Annotated in this window: 16 protein-coding genes; 4 read left to right on the forward strand and 12 right to left on the reverse strand. The window is 51.7% G+C overall.

The genetic code is table 11. The features are described 5' to 3' along the window. Positions 1–207 precede the first annotated feature (207 nt). Positions 208–2,463: a bifunctional diguanylate cyclase/phosphodiesterase gene (locus QYC28_RS03235; RefSeq protein WP_302679831.1), complete on the reverse strand. Its 2,256-nt coding sequence runs from the start codon at positions 2,461–2,463 to the stop codon at positions 208–210. A 407-nt stretch (positions 2,464–2,870) separates the two neighbouring features. On the opposite strand from QYC28_RS03235, the gene QYC28_RS03240 reads away from it, so the two are divergent. Next, positions 2,871–3,488, forward strand: coding sequence for a hypothetical protein (locus QYC28_RS03240; RefSeq protein ID WP_302679832.1), 618 nt, complete (start codon positions 2,871–2,873; stop codon positions 3,486–3,488). On the opposite strand, the gene QYC28_RS03245 is transcribed toward QYC28_RS03240, so the two are convergent. The 9 genes from QYC28_RS03245 to QYC28_RS03285 all read right to left on the reverse strand — a co-directional run bounded on the left by QYC28_RS03245 (position 3,485) and on the right by QYC28_RS03285 (position 11,664). Continuing rightward, positions 3,485–4,726: a zinc ribbon domain-containing protein gene (locus QYC28_RS03245; protein ID WP_302679833.1), complete on the reverse strand. Its 1,242-nt coding sequence runs from the start codon at positions 4,724–4,726 to the stop codon at positions 3,485–3,487. The genes QYC28_RS03240 and QYC28_RS03245 overlap by 4 nt on opposite strands. Next, a complete protein-coding gene (trpS, locus tag QYC28_RS03250) occupies positions 4,723–5,730 on the reverse strand; it encodes a tryptophan--tRNA ligase (protein WP_149818132.1) in 1,008 nt (335 codons plus the stop codon). Before trpS ends, QYC28_RS03245 begins: the two co-directional genes overlap by 4 nt. A 143-nt stretch (positions 5,731–5,873) precedes the next feature. After that, the gene (locus tag QYC28_RS03255; RefSeq protein WP_302679834.1) at positions 5,874–8,465 is read right to left on the reverse strand and encodes a M1 family metallopeptidase; all 2,592 of its coding nucleotides are present in this window, start codon (positions 8,463–8,465) and stop codon (positions 5,874–5,876) included. 40 nt (positions 8,466–8,505) lie between these two features. After that, positions 8,506–8,730 (reverse strand): DUF167 domain-containing protein, encoded by a 225-nt coding sequence (locus QYC28_RS03260; protein WP_149818134.1) that lies wholly within the window; start codon positions 8,728–8,730, stop codon positions 8,506–8,508. Between the two features lie 6 nt (positions 8,731–8,736). Further along, complete coding sequence (locus QYC28_RS03265) at positions 8,737–9,150, reverse strand: hemerythrin family protein (RefSeq protein ID WP_302679835.1); 414 nt, start codon at positions 9,148–9,150, stop codon at positions 8,737–8,739. A gap of 14 nt (positions 9,151–9,164) precedes the next feature. Further along, positions 9,165–10,019, reverse strand: coding sequence for a DUF4388 domain-containing protein (locus QYC28_RS03270; protein WP_286668929.1), 855 nt, complete (start codon positions 10,017–10,019; stop codon positions 9,165–9,167). A 27-nt stretch (positions 10,020–10,046) separates the two neighbouring features. Further along, the gene (locus QYC28_RS03275) at positions 10,047–10,613 is read right to left on the reverse strand and encodes an ATP/GTP-binding protein (RefSeq protein WP_149818140.1); all 567 of its coding nucleotides are present in this window, start codon (positions 10,611–10,613) and stop codon (positions 10,047–10,049) included. A gap of 46 nt (positions 10,614–10,659) precedes the next feature. Next, on the reverse strand, positions 10,660–11,055 hold the full coding sequence (locus tag QYC28_RS03280; RefSeq protein ID WP_149818142.1) for a roadblock/LC7 domain-containing protein: 396 nt from the start codon (positions 11,053–11,055) through the stop codon (positions 10,660–10,662). Positions 11,056–11,109: 54 nt separating this feature from the next. Continuing rightward, complete coding sequence (locus tag QYC28_RS03285) at positions 11,110–11,664, reverse strand: protoglobin domain-containing protein (RefSeq protein ID WP_149818144.1); 555 nt, start codon at positions 11,662–11,664, stop codon at positions 11,110–11,112. 644 nt (positions 11,665–12,308) lie between these two features. On the opposite strand from QYC28_RS03285, the gene QYC28_RS03290 reads away from it, so the two are divergent. After that, complete coding sequence (locus QYC28_RS03290; protein WP_149818146.1) at positions 12,309–12,602, forward strand: hypothetical protein; 294 nt, start codon at positions 12,309–12,311, stop codon at positions 12,600–12,602. A gap of 8 nt (positions 12,603–12,610) precedes the next feature. Here QYC28_RS03290 and QYC28_RS03295 read toward each other — a convergent pair whose 3' ends face one another. Next, a complete protein-coding gene (locus tag QYC28_RS03295) occupies positions 12,611–13,030 on the reverse strand; it encodes a cupin domain-containing protein (RefSeq protein ID WP_286626579.1) in 420 nt (139 codons plus the stop codon). Positions 13,031–13,120: 90 nt separating this feature from the next. Here QYC28_RS03295 and dapB point away from each other — a divergent pair, with 90 nt between their 5' ends. After that, positions 13,121–13,936, forward strand: coding sequence for a 4-hydroxy-tetrahydrodipicolinate reductase (dapB, locus tag QYC28_RS03300; RefSeq protein WP_190278192.1), 816 nt, complete (start codon positions 13,121–13,123; stop codon positions 13,934–13,936). A 1-nt stretch (position 13,937) separates the two neighbouring features. On the opposite strand, the gene QYC28_RS03305 is transcribed toward dapB, so the two are convergent. After that, positions 13,938–14,801 carry a Tab2/Atab2 family RNA-binding protein gene (locus QYC28_RS03305; RefSeq protein ID WP_302679836.1) on the reverse strand — a complete coding sequence of 288 codons (864 nt, stop codon included), beginning with the start codon at positions 14,799–14,801 and terminating at the stop codon, positions 13,938–13,940. Between the two features lie 261 nt (positions 14,802–15,062). On the opposite strand from QYC28_RS03305, the gene QYC28_RS03310 reads away from it, so the two are divergent. Then, positions 15,063–16,508, forward strand: a complete 1,446-nt coding sequence (locus QYC28_RS03310; protein ID WP_286649869.1) for an ammonium transporter — start codon at positions 15,063–15,065, stop codon at positions 16,506–16,508. Positions 16,509–16,623: the final 115 nt, after the last annotated feature.

Consider the following 16,623-nt stretch of genomic DNA (forward strand, 5'->3'; position numbering starts at 1 on the left):
AAATCTATCACCCCAGCTCGTCAAAAAGACATAGGCCTATACTATAAACTGAGATGAACTTTTTTATAGAATTTATAACCTAAGCTAATGTGATTAAGCCCTGCTATTAGCGCCATTTCCCCCCTTGATTAAAGGAGGTGAGGAATGATGACAAGTCAATTTGTTATTCATTTTTCGATTGAACTTGACTTGAAGGTGCTGGTGTTGTTAAAGGATGTGTTCCTGTAGATACACCTCAGCCTTGTCCGTAGTCAGCGGTGGGGCAAAAAGATAGCCTTGACCAAAGGGACAGCGCAGCGATCGCAACAGTTGCAGTTGAGTTGTGTTTTCAATGCCCTCAGCAATGCAATCGAGGTGGAGGTTGCGCGCCAGCACCAAAATCGTGTGAACCACCTCTAGATCTTCTTGGCTGCGATCCATTTGGGAAATGAAGGAGCGGTCAATTTTAATGCCATCGAGAGGCAGATGGCGTAGATAGCTCAGGGAGGAATACCCAGTGCCAAAGTCGTCAATGTTAATGCGTACCCCCATCGCCTTCAACTCGGCAAGAATTTCGCGGGCAGAGTCCAAGTGTTGCATCAAGGTACTTTCAGTAATTTCTATCTTTAGAAAGTGCCCTGCTAAATGGTAATGCTCAAGGGTTTGTTGAATCTCAGCTACAAGGGTGGGCAACGAAAATTGGTTGGCGGACAGATTGATACTCATCGTAAAGCCCACGGACTGAAGCTTGGGATAACGCTGTTGCCACTGCTGCAACTGTTCACAGGCATTGTGCAAGACCCAGCGGGAGAGTTCAAAAATCAGCCCCGTTTCTTCAGCGACGGGAATAAAAACTTTGGGGGAAATCAGCGTATCCCCCTTTTGCCAGCGCAGGAGTGCCTCAAAACCTTTGAGAGATTGGCTCCGGAGCTTGACGATGGGCTGATAGTGGAGGACAAAGTCCCCCCGTTCAATCGCTTGCCGCAGTTCCACTTCTAAGTACAGGCGATCGCGCACCTGTTGCAGCATCACAGGATCAAAGACATCAATGCGATTGTGTCCCTTGGTTTTAGCGTGGTACATGGCCATGTCAGCATCCCGCAGCAGTTCCTCGCTACTGGTGTAATGGGGGTTACCCATCACAAGACCGATACTCACCGTGCTGTACAGGGTGTAGTGATCGATTTCAAAGGGATGGTTGAGGCGATCCTGCAGTTGGTGGGCAATGGCTTGGGCATGTTCTATCCCCTCAATATCATTGAGCAAGACCGCAAATTCATCTCCCCCTAGGCGTGCCACTACGTCCTGAGGACTCACACAACGCGTCAGCCGCTGAGCAAAGGCTTGGAGGAATAAATCCCCTGTGCCATGTCCCAGACTGTCATTGAGGGTCTTGAAGCGATCGATATCCAAACAGAGCACAGCATAGTGGTAGTGGGGGTGCTCGGCTGCATAGCTGAGGGTAAGGCGCAACTGCTCCTCAAAGAACCAGCGATTGGGTAAATGGGTGAGGCGGTCATGGCGGGCTTGGTAGAGGAGTTGGGCTTCGATTGCTTTGCGCTCTTGAATTTCCGCTTGCGCCTTTTGATAGAGTTCTGCCTGCAGGATGGCGATCGCCAACTGGGTCGAAATTTGCTTAATCAGTTCAATTTCACTGTCTTGCCAGTCGCGGGGATGGGCGCATTGATGACAGATGAGCAACCCCCACAGCCGCCCTTCGACAATAATCGGTACCACCAGATTGGCCTTGACCTGATAATGAGCCAGCAGATCCCGATAGCAGGGAACTAGAGGGGCGGTGTCTAAATCATTTACCACATGGATGCGACCGCGCTTGTAGGCTTCAATGTATCGCTCTGTAAAGCAGGAATCCCCCACCACGTCCCCAAGAGCCGACAACCAAGGGGGAACGACGGCTTCAACATCCATAATGCCGCGCCAATCCTCGAGGAAACGATAAACGAGCACGCGATCGCAGCCCAAGAGTTCTCGCACATCCTTGACGGCAGCTTCGAGAATCGTGGCCAGATCAAGGGATTGGTGAATGTGCTGGGTAATTTGTACCAGCAGGCGATCGTACTGGGCTTGGCGCAGCAGTTGTTGTTCCACCTGATGGCGATCGATGGCATGGCGAAAACTGCGCGCCAGCAAGTTGGGACTGAGTTCCTGAAAGCTCAAGTAGTCCTGAGCACCACTGTGGAGGATCTGAGTGGCCAGATCAGGGCGATCGCTGGGATCAATCACAACTAAGGGTAAGTGTGGATAGCGTTGCTGGAGTGTTTGCACTGCTTTAAGAACGTGATCCCCTTGAGCAATGAGGACAAGGAGATTGGGCTTGGCCTGAGCAACCACCCCGGGGGTTAAATGAGAATACGGACAGGTGTGAACTTGATAGCAAATGTAATCAATCTCGGCGAGATGGGGATATAAAATTTCACCCGATTGGGGGATGTTTTCGATCAGTAATATGTTGATGGATGGCAATAAGCATTTTTTTTGAGGATATTTTTGCGCAGAGTCTTCTGCGACGACTTCAACGGTCGCTAGTGGTTCTAAAGGGCAGTCATCAACAGCGGACAAAACAAGGAGTTTCTCAATCATTGCTAAGTCATCATTCAACACATTAAAATCACAAACTATACAAAAATTTATCAAGGAATATTATTTGTTGCTTCTTCCTAAGTCCATCATACAGCCCTTTTCTAAACTATTGGGGCAGCGATGGCACTTCATCCCCTCAAAGAGCGGTTTTGAGGCTTTTCTGACCGTGATCCCGTCACTGTGAAAAGGGGTGGGGATCGCTGTGAGATCGTGATAGAGAACACGTTTAGACTGCTATCAAAATTGCTAGGTTAGAAGCAGCATTCCCCAAAGGCAGGGGGTTGATCATTGTGCTGCAAAAACAACTTCAAAGCTGGCTGCGGGTTTCTTTACCGACATTGACGCTGGCGATCGCCCTTGTAGTTTCCCCATCCCCGGGTCTCGCCCAGCGGGATTTGATCCCCATTGACGGTTCCGATGAGGATATGCAGCTTCTCTTTGATCTGGTTTATTATCCGCGCCGCGATCCTGCCCGTTTTCGGCTGCAAAACAGTGCTGAGGTGGAAGCTTATCAGTTGATTCGCACCATTTTGCGTACGGGCACGACCCTCTACATCCGGCAGCGCCAAGATGATAATTACGGCTCCTATAGTTTTAGTCGCGATCGCTTGATCTTGCGTCCTCGCGCCCTTGCTCATTGGCCGATTTTTATCGAAACGCTGCGCCATGAGGGCTGGCATGTCGTTCAAGCCTGCTTTGCGGCGAAACGAGATTTGGATTCCTTGGTACCCGTGGGCATTCGCGTCAGCCCCGGTATCGTCGCGGATCTCTACCGCAAGAGTGGCTATAACCCCGCAGACATTCCAATTGAGGCCGAGGCCTTTGCTGCTGAGCGGGTACCCAATATGACATTGCAGGGGCTACAGCGTGAGTGTGCCGACTGGCTCAACCGCCCCAGCAAGGACTAGCCAGAAGAACGGGTCGATGCACCGCAATGACGACAATAGGGTAAGTGGCGATAGGTGGGCTGCTGACAATTGGGACAGGGCATCCACTGCAAATAACCACAGTGGGGACAGTGCTGATCGAGATCCCGCAGTCGTTTGCCACAACGGACACAGCGGAGTTTTTGGACCCGCCCTGCCGCCTGTCGCTGTGGATTGAGGAAAAAAGCTTGCGCCACTTTAATCATGCCAAACCCGACCGCTGGAATCAGCAAGATATAGAGGTAGCTGACCAAAAAAAGCAGACCGCCAAAAAGAGCAAGAATGACATTAGCCAGCCACTCAAAGAGTGCTCCCACCTGCAATAGTTCAAAAATCTTCAGCACCAAAGGAATCAAGAAGATCACCAGCAGGTGCCAACTCATGAGGGCAAGCAGGCCATGGCGGTGGCGATCGGCAAAACGATGCACCACTAGGGCGATCGCAATCAGCGGTAATAGAAAGAGGGCTTGTAAAACAAATTGGAGACTGGGATACCAAAACTGAGAGCGCTGATATTGGTTCTCAAGCTGGGCAAAGGTGGCGTCCTCGGCTAAAAATTTCAAGAAGGCTTGGCTATCGGCTTCTTGGAGAATCGCCTGTTCAAGGGCCGCCATCTCATTTTTGAGAGCGGCAATTTGGCGGTTGTTGGCCTCAAGGGTGGCTTTGGCCTTGGCGGCTTCCACCAAGTTGATCGATTGATCCGCGGGTTGCCCCGCAAGCTGCTCTAATAGTGTCGAGTCATACTCTTGACGAATGCGGGCATTGGTGGCCTCGAGGGTTTGAATTTGTGCCTGTTTCTGCTGTCGTTGCTTAAGTCGGGCTTGATTGGTGGGGTGGTTGACGGCATCTTGATACTCTGCATAGGTGAAGCAAATGGCGGAGATGGTTCCCAGTTTGCCCTTGCTGCTTTCCTGTAGGCGCTCCACAGCCGTCTGGGGCGGGGGGTCAAGGCTAATCTGCTGCTCTAGAAAACGAATGTCGCGCTCCCTAGCGGTGTCTTGGCGATAGGCTTGCCAAGGAGCATAACAGGGCTGGGCTTGACTGGGACTCAAAGGCCAATTGCTAATTTCGCTGAGGCCACTAAAGACATTAATGAGGATAAAAATATCCACCAAGATAATGACAATGAGACTGACCCAATTCAGGGGTTCGTCATTGACAAGGCGCGATCGCCGCCAAAATCCCCGCCAGAGTCGCCTCAACCCGCTTGTGATATTCATGGCAGCGTAAACCCAAAGGCAAGTTTTACCCGCTCTAGGGTTGCATTGGCCACACGGGCGGCCTGTTCTTGGCCTTTTTTGAGCAAATCCTTGAGATAGCTGGGGTCTGCCATAATCTCTTGGTATCGCTGCTGAATCGGTTCTAGGGTAGCAATCACCGCATCGGTGAGTAGGGGCTTAAACTGTCCCCAGCCCATATCGGCACATTCTGCTGCCACTGCCTCTTTCGTTTTTCCCGTGAGTACTTGATAGAGACTCAGCAGGTTATTGGCTTCAGGACGGTTAGGATCATCAAAGGTCAAGCCGCGGATTGAGTCGGTCTTGCAACGCTTGATTTTCTTGCGAATCTCATCGGGGGAGTCCAAAAGGTTAATGCGACTCAGTTCCGAGGGATCCGACTTCGACATCTTCTTGGTGCCATCGGTAAGGCTCATCACCCGTGCCCCCTCTTGGGCAATCAAGGGTTGCGGCAGCTTGAGAATTGGCGGCTGATTGTGGGCAAAGAGGTAGTTGACACGGGCAGCAATATCGCGGGTCAGTTCCAAGTGTTGCTTTTGATCTTCCCCCACAGGGACCAGATCGGCATCGTAGAGCAAAATATCTGCTGCCATCAACACAGGATAGTCCAAGAGTCCTGCCGCGACATTTTCTCCCTGCTTGACGGCTTTTTCCTTGAATTGAATCATGTCCTCCAGCCAGTTGAGGGGGGTGATGCAGTTCAGTAACCAAGTGAGTTCGGCATGGGCGCTGACGTGGGATTGGACAAAGATGGTGGCGTGGGCTGGGTCAATGCCACAGGCCAAGTACAGAGCAGCAACAGTATAGGTATTAGCCGCCAGTTCTGCGGGATTGTGGGGGACGGTAATGGCATGTAAATCCACCACACAAAAGTAGTTTTCATACTCGGCTTGCCCCGCCACCCAGTTGCGAATGGCTCCGAGATAATTCCCCAAGTGCAAGCTACCTGTGGGCTGGACTCCCGAAAGCACCCGTTTTTTGGTCACCCCAACCTCCTCTAATTGCATTCCTACTATGCTACAGCCCTTTTCCTATGGATGGAACACGGCTTAAAGGATGAAAGCCCCTATCCCATGGCAGGGTCATCTAGGCTTGCCCAATGCCCGCAGGGGTCTGGGTGTCGCTATCCCTAACTTAGCGCTGAGTCCTGCTGGGTCGCTTTAGTGCGTGCTTCTAACTCTTCAAGGCGGCTTTTTAGGGTTTGATTTTCCTTTTGTAACTCGTTGAGGGTGGTCTCAAGGGTCTTGAGGCGGTCATCGCTGCCAAGGGCTTTCTGAACTTTGGCGATTCCTTCATCAACTGATCGTTTGATACGGCCGTCGGTGGTGCGATCGCCCAGCTGCTGCAGCAGGCCTAAAACTTGGGGATGGTCAATTTGACTCAGGGCTTGAACAACGGCCATCTGGGTAAAGAAAAAGGTCTCGTGGCTGAGTTGCTCTAGCCGTTCCAGAATTTGTTGCAGTTGGGGATGGTGGCGATCGCCAATGGTGCCAAGGGTACGAATGGCGGCCAAGCGTAGGGGTTGCGGGACATCAATAGCGGTGTAGTCAAGAACCAAATTCACCGCCTCTGGAGACGCCTTGAGTTGCCCCAAGCCAGCGATCGCCCCACAGCGTACCACCTCATTCCAGCCTTGTCGTTTTTCCAAAGCCTTCCGCAGTCGTTTCAGCACTTTTTCGAGCTTGGGTTTCGGTTGCGGTTTGGCAGCGGCAATCACACCAATTCCCTTCAGGGCGGCAGCTTCAACGCTATAGCTGGGGTCGCCGTGCTTGGCAATGGGCTTGAGAAGTTCGTAGGCTTTGGCGGACTTAAACCCAGCAATGGCCTCCACGGCTGCTGCACGGACATGGGGATGGCTATCGGTAAGGGCGAGCCTTAGAGCCTCTAAGCTTTGATCCAGTTGAATCGTGCCCAGCACTTTGGCAATTTCACGCCGCACTCCCCAAAAGGGTTCCCGTTGCAGCGCCGCCGCCAAGGTTTGCACAACTTCTAGGTTTCCTTTTTTGCCTAGGGCAATGGCAGCTTGAACCCGCCCCAAAACATCGGGGTCGTACTGCAGTTGGGCTTTGAGTTCAGGGAGGGGGTACTCTAGGGTAACGGTTTTGAGGGTATGGTTGCCAGCATCAAAACTCACAAAGGTGGGCTGCTGTGGCAGCGGCAAATAGAAGGTGTGCTCTGGTTCATGAATGCGCAGGGGAATGGTTTTGACCGTCACCTGCCCCTGATCATCCACCGTACCGATGCCAACAGGGATGCGCAGATCAAAGAGGTTGCGCTCTAGGGGCGTGACCCCATCGGTCACCTGCTGCTGCTTGACGGTAAGAACGGCTAATTGATCGGCTACCTCCCAGCGATAGCTCACATGGAAGTCGGGATGTCCCCCACGAAAAACGTATTGGTCAAAGAGGGGAAGTAGGTTGCGGCCGGTGGCCATTTCAATCGCCCGCAGCAGATCCACCGTTTCGACAGTTTGATGGGCGTAGGTTTGGACAAAGGTTTGAATGGCTTTCCAGAATTGTTCTTCGCCGAGTTCCTGGCGGATCATGTGATAGACGCAGGCGCCTTTTTCGTAGAGGTGGCGATCGTAGAGTTCAATGGCTTCGCGATAGACATGGGTGACAATGGGGCGGCGGTAGCGATCGCTATCCTCACTGAGGTAGTTGCGCAATTCCCCAAGGCGATAATAGGCGGCAAAATCAGCGCCATATTCCTCCTCAAACCAGAGCACCTCGGCATAGGAGGCCATGCCCTCCTTGATCCAAGCGTGAGACCAGTGCTTGATCACCACCAGATCGCCAAACCACTGGTGTGCCAACTCATGGGCCACTAAACTTTCACTGCGAAAATCTTCAGCGGCGGCTCGCTCATCCAACAGACAGCGGTCTGTCAATAGGGTTGTCGAGGTATTTTCCATACCGCCAAAGATAAAATCGGCCACACAGACTTGGGCATATTTGGGGTAGGGATAGGGATAGCCGTAGATGCGGCTGAAAAAGTCCATCATCTTTGGCGTTTTGCCCAAGGTGCGGCGGGCATCAGCAGCGCGATCTTTAGCAACGTAGTAGGTGACGGGCTTGCCCTGCCACTGGTCATCAAAAACCGCAAAATCCCCCACCGCTAGGGTCATCAGATAAGTGGGATGGACCTGGGGTTGATACCAGTGAAAGATTTGCCACTCTCCCTCGCTGTAGCAGGCACGCAATTCCCCATTGGAAATAGCCTGTAAGGGTTGCCGCACCCGCGCTCGTACCTCTGACGTCGCCAGCTGCCCAGGAGAATCAAAGCAGGGAAACCAATAGCGGGAGTCCTCATCTTCCCCTTGGGTCCAAGCTTGGGGGGGATCAGTGGCAACAAAGTACAATCCCCGCTGGGGTTTCTGCAGACGGTAGTCAATGGTGATCACCAGCACCTGATCTGGGTGAATCCCCAAGCTCGCATCAAGGGAAATATCCAGAAACTCACCATCGTAGTGGAAGGCTTGGGGTTGGTGCTGCACAGTCACACTCTGGATCTGTTGCCCCACGGCATTGAGGCGCAGCTGGCGCACTTGGGAGTGCAATGGTCGTAGGTGGATATGACACTGTCCCCAGCATGCCTGGGTCTCTAAATCTAGGGTCAAGTCCAAGCAGATATGTTCCACCTGCCCCACTCGATCGGGACTGTAGTGGGGACGTGCACCGCTGAGGACAAAGGATTTGGCTGGAGTGACATCAAGAGTCATAGGTTATGTTGAGCCGCACTTGCTCTTAGTCTAGGGGGTATCAATCGAGGAGTTCAACCACCTTATAGCGACTGGTATGACCCTTGATTAACCGAACACGGGACTTAGGCACCTGAAAATAGGCTGCCAAGACCGCAATCAGTTCTTGATTGGCCTTGCCATCAGTGGCAGGGGCACGCACCGCCACCACTAGCTGACCGGCAGAATCAACAGCAACAGAGGACGCTCTTGCATTCGGTTTGACCACCAGATGGTATTTCTTCATGCCCTCCTAGCCTGAAGCATGGGCACAGATGTGCTGCCCAATTTGCTTGTCAATTTTCATAATGTGATTCACTAACCAGTCTGCTAACTTACCATGGATCTGGGTGGCGATCGCCGCATCCGCTTGGCTGTTGCGGTACTGCTGCTGCAGCTCTTCAATCATCTCGATGAACTGTTTATGGGCGCAGCGGTTAACTTCTGCTAGGGGGCACTGGTATTTTTCAGCACAGCTTTCTTCATTCCCGAAGTGCCACTCTGCATAATACTTCATGAAAGCAATTAGCTGTTTAATCGCAGCGCTTCCCCGACCCTGTTCAATGGCATCCGCCAGATCATTGACAGCACAGACGAGTTCCTTGTGCTGTATATCAATCATGGGCACGCCGGTCTGGAGCTGCTCTGTCCACGCGAAGCGTTGCATTGTTTTTTATCCCCCTAGACCGATTGTGGGTGGGTTTTTGTTTTCAGAAACGCAAAGATTCCCTCTAGAAAGGAGGAGCTAATTTCTGTTGTTTCAATGAGTTCTGGTTCCCTAGGGCTGGCGGCGGCAGCAGCAATGCCAGCAATTTCCTCGGCAATCCCCACCACTATTAGGCGAAAACAAATTTTTTGCACCTCTAGAATGGGTAAGTTCAACGCTTCACTGATTTCTTGGAGGGTTTTGGTACCGTTAGCGTACTCCCACACTTGCCACTCATGATGATTGAGGTGGTAGGGGGGCTGTCCTTCAATCGTGCTGGCAATGGTTGAACTCGGCAGGGGCAGCTTGTCCATTAGGGCTGTCCAATCCCGCAGCAGTCGTAGACCCGCCAAGGAAATTTCCATGGGTGAGGCACTCAGTCCCGTCATTTCCTCAAAGGGCAGTGGATGGTTGGCATCGAACTTAAACCAGCCCTCATTGAGGCTAAAGAGGTGAGGAATCGGTGTCAGTACCTGTTGCTTGAACAATAGCCGCAGCTGTTCTGGCTCAAGGGCACCTTGGGTTTTCAAACACAGCCCAAGGGATCCGGTTCGGGAACAAAAGGGTAAAAGGCGTTGAATGGTAGTTGGGCGCAGCCAGCCCCGCTGCTCAATGAGCCGTTGCAATCCTTGGTGATCCAAGGTCGTTGTTGCGGCTACAATCTGACCCAAGTGAAAGAAGATATAGTACTCCTGCATTTGGGGAATCAGCGGCATCATCCCCGCCATTTCCACGGGCTTAATGGAGAGGCAGCCCGTTTTTTGCCCCTGCTCCAGAAAATGAAAAATTTCCCCCAAGGAAAATTCCGATAGATAACCTGTAATTTTCATACATTCCCCCTAGTGAGTGATGTTGTTCTAAGTGGTGAGTGCACTGCGGTTTAATTGCGAGGATTGGGCACTGGCATAGGCTTGAATGAGTGCCATCATGGCAGCGGCAACGGAAGACTGATCCAAAGCATTCACAGGCACCATGGGTGGGCGGCGGTGGGGACTCAAGTAGCCAAGGGCGATCGCGATCTCTTCAGCAGGCCACGCATTGGGATTATCGGCATGGCTCAGACCCACTAGCATTGGAATCTTTGTGCGATGGCGCATGAAGGCCAAAATCCGCCGTGCGGCTCGAAAATCTTGGGGACGGTGAGAACTGACCAGTAGGATAAACGCATGGGCTTTGCGAATAAGAATATCCCACATAAAGTCAAAGCGTTCTTGACCAGGCGTGCCATACAGATGCAGGGCAACATTAGGACCAAACTGCAGCCGCCCAAAATCCATCGCTACCGTTGTCTTTTCCTTGAAAGCAGCAATTTCATCCGTTGCCTTGCGATCGGTATCCACCACCTCAATTTCGCTGATGGTACGGATGAAGGTGGATTTGCCTGCGCCCACTGGTCCTGTGATGACAATGCGCATAATTTCCATGGGTTGGCACCTCAATTACGGCAAAACACAGAGGAATCAGGCTGGTCTAAACATTCACGGCTTGCCCCATACCCATGAGTTGGGTTTGCAATTCAGCCAGAACATTTTTAATTTCAAGGTTGATAATGCCCAATTTGGCAGAGGCATCCGCCAGCACAAGGAAAACCGCATCTTCGGTGCAGCTGGTGAGAATGCCATACCCACTGGCACCCTCTACAAGGATGCGCTCGATTTTGCCCCGGCTTAGCTCTCGTCCAATACGTTCCCCCAACGACAACATGGCCGCTGACATCGCTGCCACCCGTTCATCATCCATTCCCCCCGGCAAGGTTGCCGCCAGCGTCAGACCATCGGGAGACACAAGCGCTGCCCCTTGGACATTACTGGCATTGGCAACAAAGTGTTGCAATGTAGCTTCAAGTTTTGCGGCATTAATTGGCATAGTCTAATCCTCGTAAAGATATGGGAACTTTTTCAACAATGACTGCTAGGTGACCTACATGGCAGCAGCCCCTGTGGCAATTAGCCGTTGAAATAGTGCTTGGGTCCAACCGGTTTCCTTAAGAACCGCTTGGGAAGACACCTCGAAGTAGGCCTGTTCAATAAAGGCAAGATCAATCATGCAAATTTTGCCTAGGGCATCACTGAGGGCCTCGGATTTGTTGGCTTCCCTTAACTTTTGCCGCACGGCGTTGACAACAATTGCCATCGCGGGTACCACATGCTGGGGCCCAATGCCAATGCGCACGTGAACCAGACCAATTTTCCAGCGGCGCTCAGCGTAGGCCTTGCCCCAACCATCCATCCCTGTGAACATTTCATGGAACCAGTCGATGAAGGTTTGATGGAGGCGATGAATGCGTCCTTCTGTGGCGTTGAGGATGGCATTCATCTCTTCATCCCGCCCCAAGTAGTCATAAAAAATATCAGCCATCTGTGGAGCAATTTCTTTTCCCCAAGGGGCAGCCTCAGCTAACAGGGATTTGTCTTCATCAGTCAACTGGACTCGTCGCACCATTATTGCCATAAAATTGATTGGCTCAATTGTCATCTCTTTCGCCTCGAAACACTGAATAACTTTAATTACTAGATCAGGTGAATTGACTGGGCGTCCGTGATTCAGTGATTAGAATCAAGTCAGGCACTTGCTCCTGCAAGCTAACAAACAATATTCGGAAAAGCTGAAAATTTCAGAAACAATTAAAGATTCCCCCTTAAAAATCCAAGCACTGCTGGTACAGACCCCTGCATTAGATGCTTGAAAAGCGCTTTCTCACTCCACGACATGCAACCTCAACTCAGATTTAGCCGATTTCACAGGGACTCAACACAGAAATAAAAGTTGCTCCTCATTCTAAAAAGTATGAAGTTAGCTTACTTATCACTCTGCGTTGCAGAAACAGGCTGCGGTTAATGCAGAGAGTATCCCCCTGACTTTCTAATGAAAAGTATAGATTTCTCTGTAGTTCTCTGATTGTATTTCTCGACACACTACACAAAATAAAATGATTAGACACATTTTTTAATTATTCTTTAGTTTTTTAATTCGCTTTGTGTGGAAATGAAAGTAACTTTTACAAAATATCCCCAATGCCTTGATCCCATGGCACGGAGTATGCCACCCTTGCATTGTTATCCATCTAGGATGCTTTGAGTCATCGTAGGTATTTATCTTGAGCAAGGGAGGATAGTTATATGTCCGATCGCTTGACCTACCAAGGCGAAATGGAAACGAAGCTGCAACAACTCGGTGCCCAGCTTGACCAACTCAAGGCAAAGGCGGATCAAGCGGGTGAAGATGTCAAGGCAGATATTGAAGCTAAAATTGAAGCCCTCAAGACCAAACGCGATGAGATTACTCAGCAATTGGCTGCCCTCAAAGAAGCGGGCGATGATGCTTGGGAGTCCCTCAAAGCAGGGTTCCAGAGTGCGTGGGATGAGTTGAGCAAGGCCTTTGAGGAAGCAGCCAGTAAGTTTAAGGGTGAATAACTGTTTTCTTAGCTCCAGCCCTCAATGGTGACATCGACGCGATCGCTCTCGTGGGAAAGGGGCGCAATGTTCAAGTAGTACAGGGGCTGATCCGGCGATAAATTCCGCAGCCAATGGAGACATTGGGCATCCACATGGACATAGGAGCCGGTTTCCACGGGGGTACGGATCAAGGCGGTTGCCGCCACAGAACTCGCAGGGGGCGTCATCGGGTAGGTAATCAGTTCACCAACTCCCGATACAATCAGGAAAATATCGTCACCGCGATGGTGGTAATGGGGATAGTTGGCTTGTCCTGGCTCAATGCGATAGAGACTAGAGGCTAGCTCAGGGTTGTGGTGATCCAAGGGACAGACGGCATAGCCCGGCCGCTTTGGTGTCCAAGTTTGACAGCGCTCAACCAACTCAGGAAAAGAAAAAACTAACATCGTGCCTTTAGGACAAAATACTCAGCATTGGCTTATTGTATCGCCAAGCGATCGCGCTATCCTAGCCTGTGGTCTGTGTCGGAGTTTGGCATGAGTACATCCATCCCAGTGATTGTTGTTGGCGCCCTCGGTAAAATGGGACGCGAAGTTGTGAAAACAGTGCAGCAGGCTCCTGACACGACCCTTTATGCGGCTGTTGATCGCAAGCAGGTGGGGGAAGATATTGGTGAAGCCTTGGGGCTAGGAGCCTTAGAGATTCCCATTAGCGGCAGCTTGCAAGAGGTGTGTGTGGCGGCTGCCCAAGAAAAACAACCCGTGGTCATGGTGGATTTTACCCATCCCCAAGCAGTGTATGAGAATGTGCGCATGGCGATCGCCTACGGGGTGTATCCGGTGGTGGGGACGACAGGCTTGAGTCCAGAACAAATTGAAGATCTGGCCGAGTTTGCCGACAAGGCCGATATGGGGGTGGTCATTGCGCCGAATTTCTCAATTGGCATGGTGCTGCTCCAAGAGGCTGCCATCCGCGCAAGCCAGTACTTTGATCACGTGGAGATCATTGAACTGCACCACAACCAAAAGGCTGATGCTCCTAGTGGTACCGCCATTCAAACCGCGCAGCGTTTAGCAGAATTGGGCAAAACCTTTAACCCCCCCCAAGTGCAGGAGTCCGAACATCTCACGGGGGCGCGAGGGGCGTGCGCTGACGCTGAAATTCGCATTCACAGTGTTCGCCTCCCCGGACTGATTGCCCATCAGGAGGTGATTTTTGGGGCACCGGGACAAATTTATACGCTGCGCCATGACACCAGCGATCGCCAGTGCTATATGCCGGGGGTACTGCTTGCCATTCGCAAAGTCACGCACCTCAAACGCTTAATCTATGGCCTTGAAAAGCTGCTTTAGTCTAAACTTCAGGGGTTTGCTGCAACAACCAAAAGCCTTGCAATGCATCTTGTTCCGGTCGTTCCTTCACTGCGATAAAGTGTAGCCCCTGGCTTTGAGTACAGGCGTCCCTAAAGGCAGCCAGTTCCTTCTGAATTTGGGGATTGCGGCCACTAATGAGAACCCAGCGATCGCTCGCTCCTGTTTCTAATACCAATAACGGTTGGGGGTTCTCCTCAAAACTCAAATAGGCCGGCTCTAATCCCGATAGCCAACCCGCTAAGGGCAGTGCGCGCTGCGAATAGATAATTAACCCCGGCAGTAGCGTATCGTCCCTGAGGGTCAAAAAGGGCAGTGGGGGTACCTCACCAAAGGGCAGTTCCCATTCACCAGCCGTTTTAATTTCCCCCAGAGGAAGACCACTGAATTGCCAGCGATCGCCCCGCAGGGCTGGTGGTAAAGGTTGAGGTGCAGGGGGGATCAACTGGGGTGGCGTTGCCAGATCGGCTTGGTAGTTGGGTAGGGTTGGATAGAGGTTTGTGGCGCGATCGCGCAGCCAATCATAGAGGGCAAACGTGCGCCGACTGGGCACCATCACTAATCCTGCCGCTTCTCCCCCCCGCGTAATAATGCTGGTCATGGCTCGGCGGAAAAAACGTACCCGATCGGGTTGAGCACTGTTTGCCAGTCCCAGTTGCTGCCGCCATTGATCCATGGCTTCTTTGAGGGCAGCTTCTAACCAGCGGGCATTGGCTTCAGCGCCGGCACAAGTTTTGCTGAACTGAAATTGTTGCTGGCGATCGCAAATCAGCAATTCCCAGATTTTTTTGTTGTTTTCATCCACAAGGGGACGGGAATAAAAATCCAACTCCCAGATCGTATCCATTCACACCTAGAGGAACGTTACCCGCAAACTTGAAGCTATTTGCCTTTCCTAGGATAGGCGGTTTTGGCCGTCAAGGTAAATGTATAACCCGATACAGATTTTCCACTGTGAGAACTGGTGCAATCAAAGGTTAATTGCGGGTCAATGCTTTGCTCAGCTCAAGCCAAACAACAGCCAGATCACTTTCTGGCGCGATGGTGCCGCAACTGCGATTTCTCCTCCGCTGAACTCATGTGCAACTCTACTCCATAATCGTTGAGAATGAAAGCGATGTCCAAGTTAAAACTGAAACGTGCGAGACGGCAAAAGCGCCCGTTACGCAACCTCGACCGGCAGCCCAATTTCCGCTGGCGATCGCCAGCCCTTGTCGCCTGCAGTCCCCTAGCTTTAATCATTGTGGCTGTTTGGGGAGTGGCTGCTCAGGCACAGGATAAACCCCTCACCCCTGAAACAGTTCAAGGAGTACTCAACACCATTTGGGTACTCATTGCAGCCATTCTGGTGATTTTCATGAATGCTGGCTTCGGCATGTTGGAAACTGGCTTCTGCCGCCAGAAAAATGCTGTCAACATTCTTTCTAAAAACCTCATTGTTTTTGCCTTGGCCACCCTTGCCTACTGGGCGATCGGATTCTCTTTCATGTTTGGTACCGAGGGCAATGCTTTTATTGGCCTAGGGGGCTTTTTCCTCAGTAGTGAAAACCCCGAAACCTACGGTCTTGATCCCTTTCCGGAGGGCTTACCCATCGCTGTGGCCTTTCTGTTCCAAGCTGCCTTTGCAGGAACCGCAGCCACCATTGTTTCTGGAGCAGTGGCCGAGCGGATCAAGTTTGTTGACTTTTTGATTTTCAGCCTCCTGCTCACTGGTATCTCTTACCCCATTACGGGTCACTGGGTTTGGGGGGGTGGCCTTCTCAGCAACATTGGTTTCCTTGGCCCAGATATTGCCTTTAAGGATTTTGCCGGTTCAACGGTGGTTCATGCCGTAGGCGGTTGGTCGGCACTGATGGGCGCTGCGTTTCTAGGACCACGGCTTGGCAAGTATGCCGCAGATGGTACGCCTCGGGCGTTGCCCGGCCACAACATGGGCTTTGCCATGCTGGGGTGTTTGATCCTCTGGATCGGCTGGTTTGGTTTTAACCCTGGTTCTGAACTGGCCGCGAATGAAGCTGTACCCTACATCGCAGTCACAACAAACTTGGCGGCGGCAGCCGGTGGGGTTGCGGCAACAATTACCGCTTGGCTAGCCATTGGTAAACCTGACCTCTCCATGATTATCAACGGTATTCTGGCGGGATTAGTGTCCATTACAGCACCCTGTGCAGGTGTGTCTTACTGGAGTGCCGTGATCATTGGTGCCATTGGCGGTGTGATTGTGGTCTATTCTGTCCTTTTCTTTGACCGCATCAAAATTGATGACCCCGTCGGCGCCACCTCTGTCCACTTGGTCTGCGGCACTTGGGGTACCTTAGCTGTTGGCTTGTTTGACAAAGAGTTAGGCTTGCTCACCGGCCACGGAGTGACTCAGTTGATTGCTCAGATTATCGGTATTTTGACAGTCGGTGGCTTTACTGTACTGCTGACCAGTATCTTTTGGCTGGCTCTGAAACAAACGCTTGGCATTCGTGTTTCCGAAGAAGAGGAACTCAAAGGCTTGGACATCGGCGAGCATGGCATGGAAGCCTACAGCGGTTTCTTGAAGGAGTAACTCGCCTGCCAATAAGTTTGGGGTCGTACCACGCCGCTGGACGATCCCATTGCCCTAGGTGGTTTTTGCTGTCCTCAGCGTTTGAGGGCAGTTTTTTCTAACTTTGCAGTGATAT

Origin of the sequence: Thermosynechococcus sp. HY596, from assembly GCF_030518715.1 — a bacterium.
Taxonomy (GTDB): Bacteria; Cyanobacteriota; Cyanobacteriia; order Thermosynechococcales; family Thermosynechococcaceae; genus Thermosynechococcus.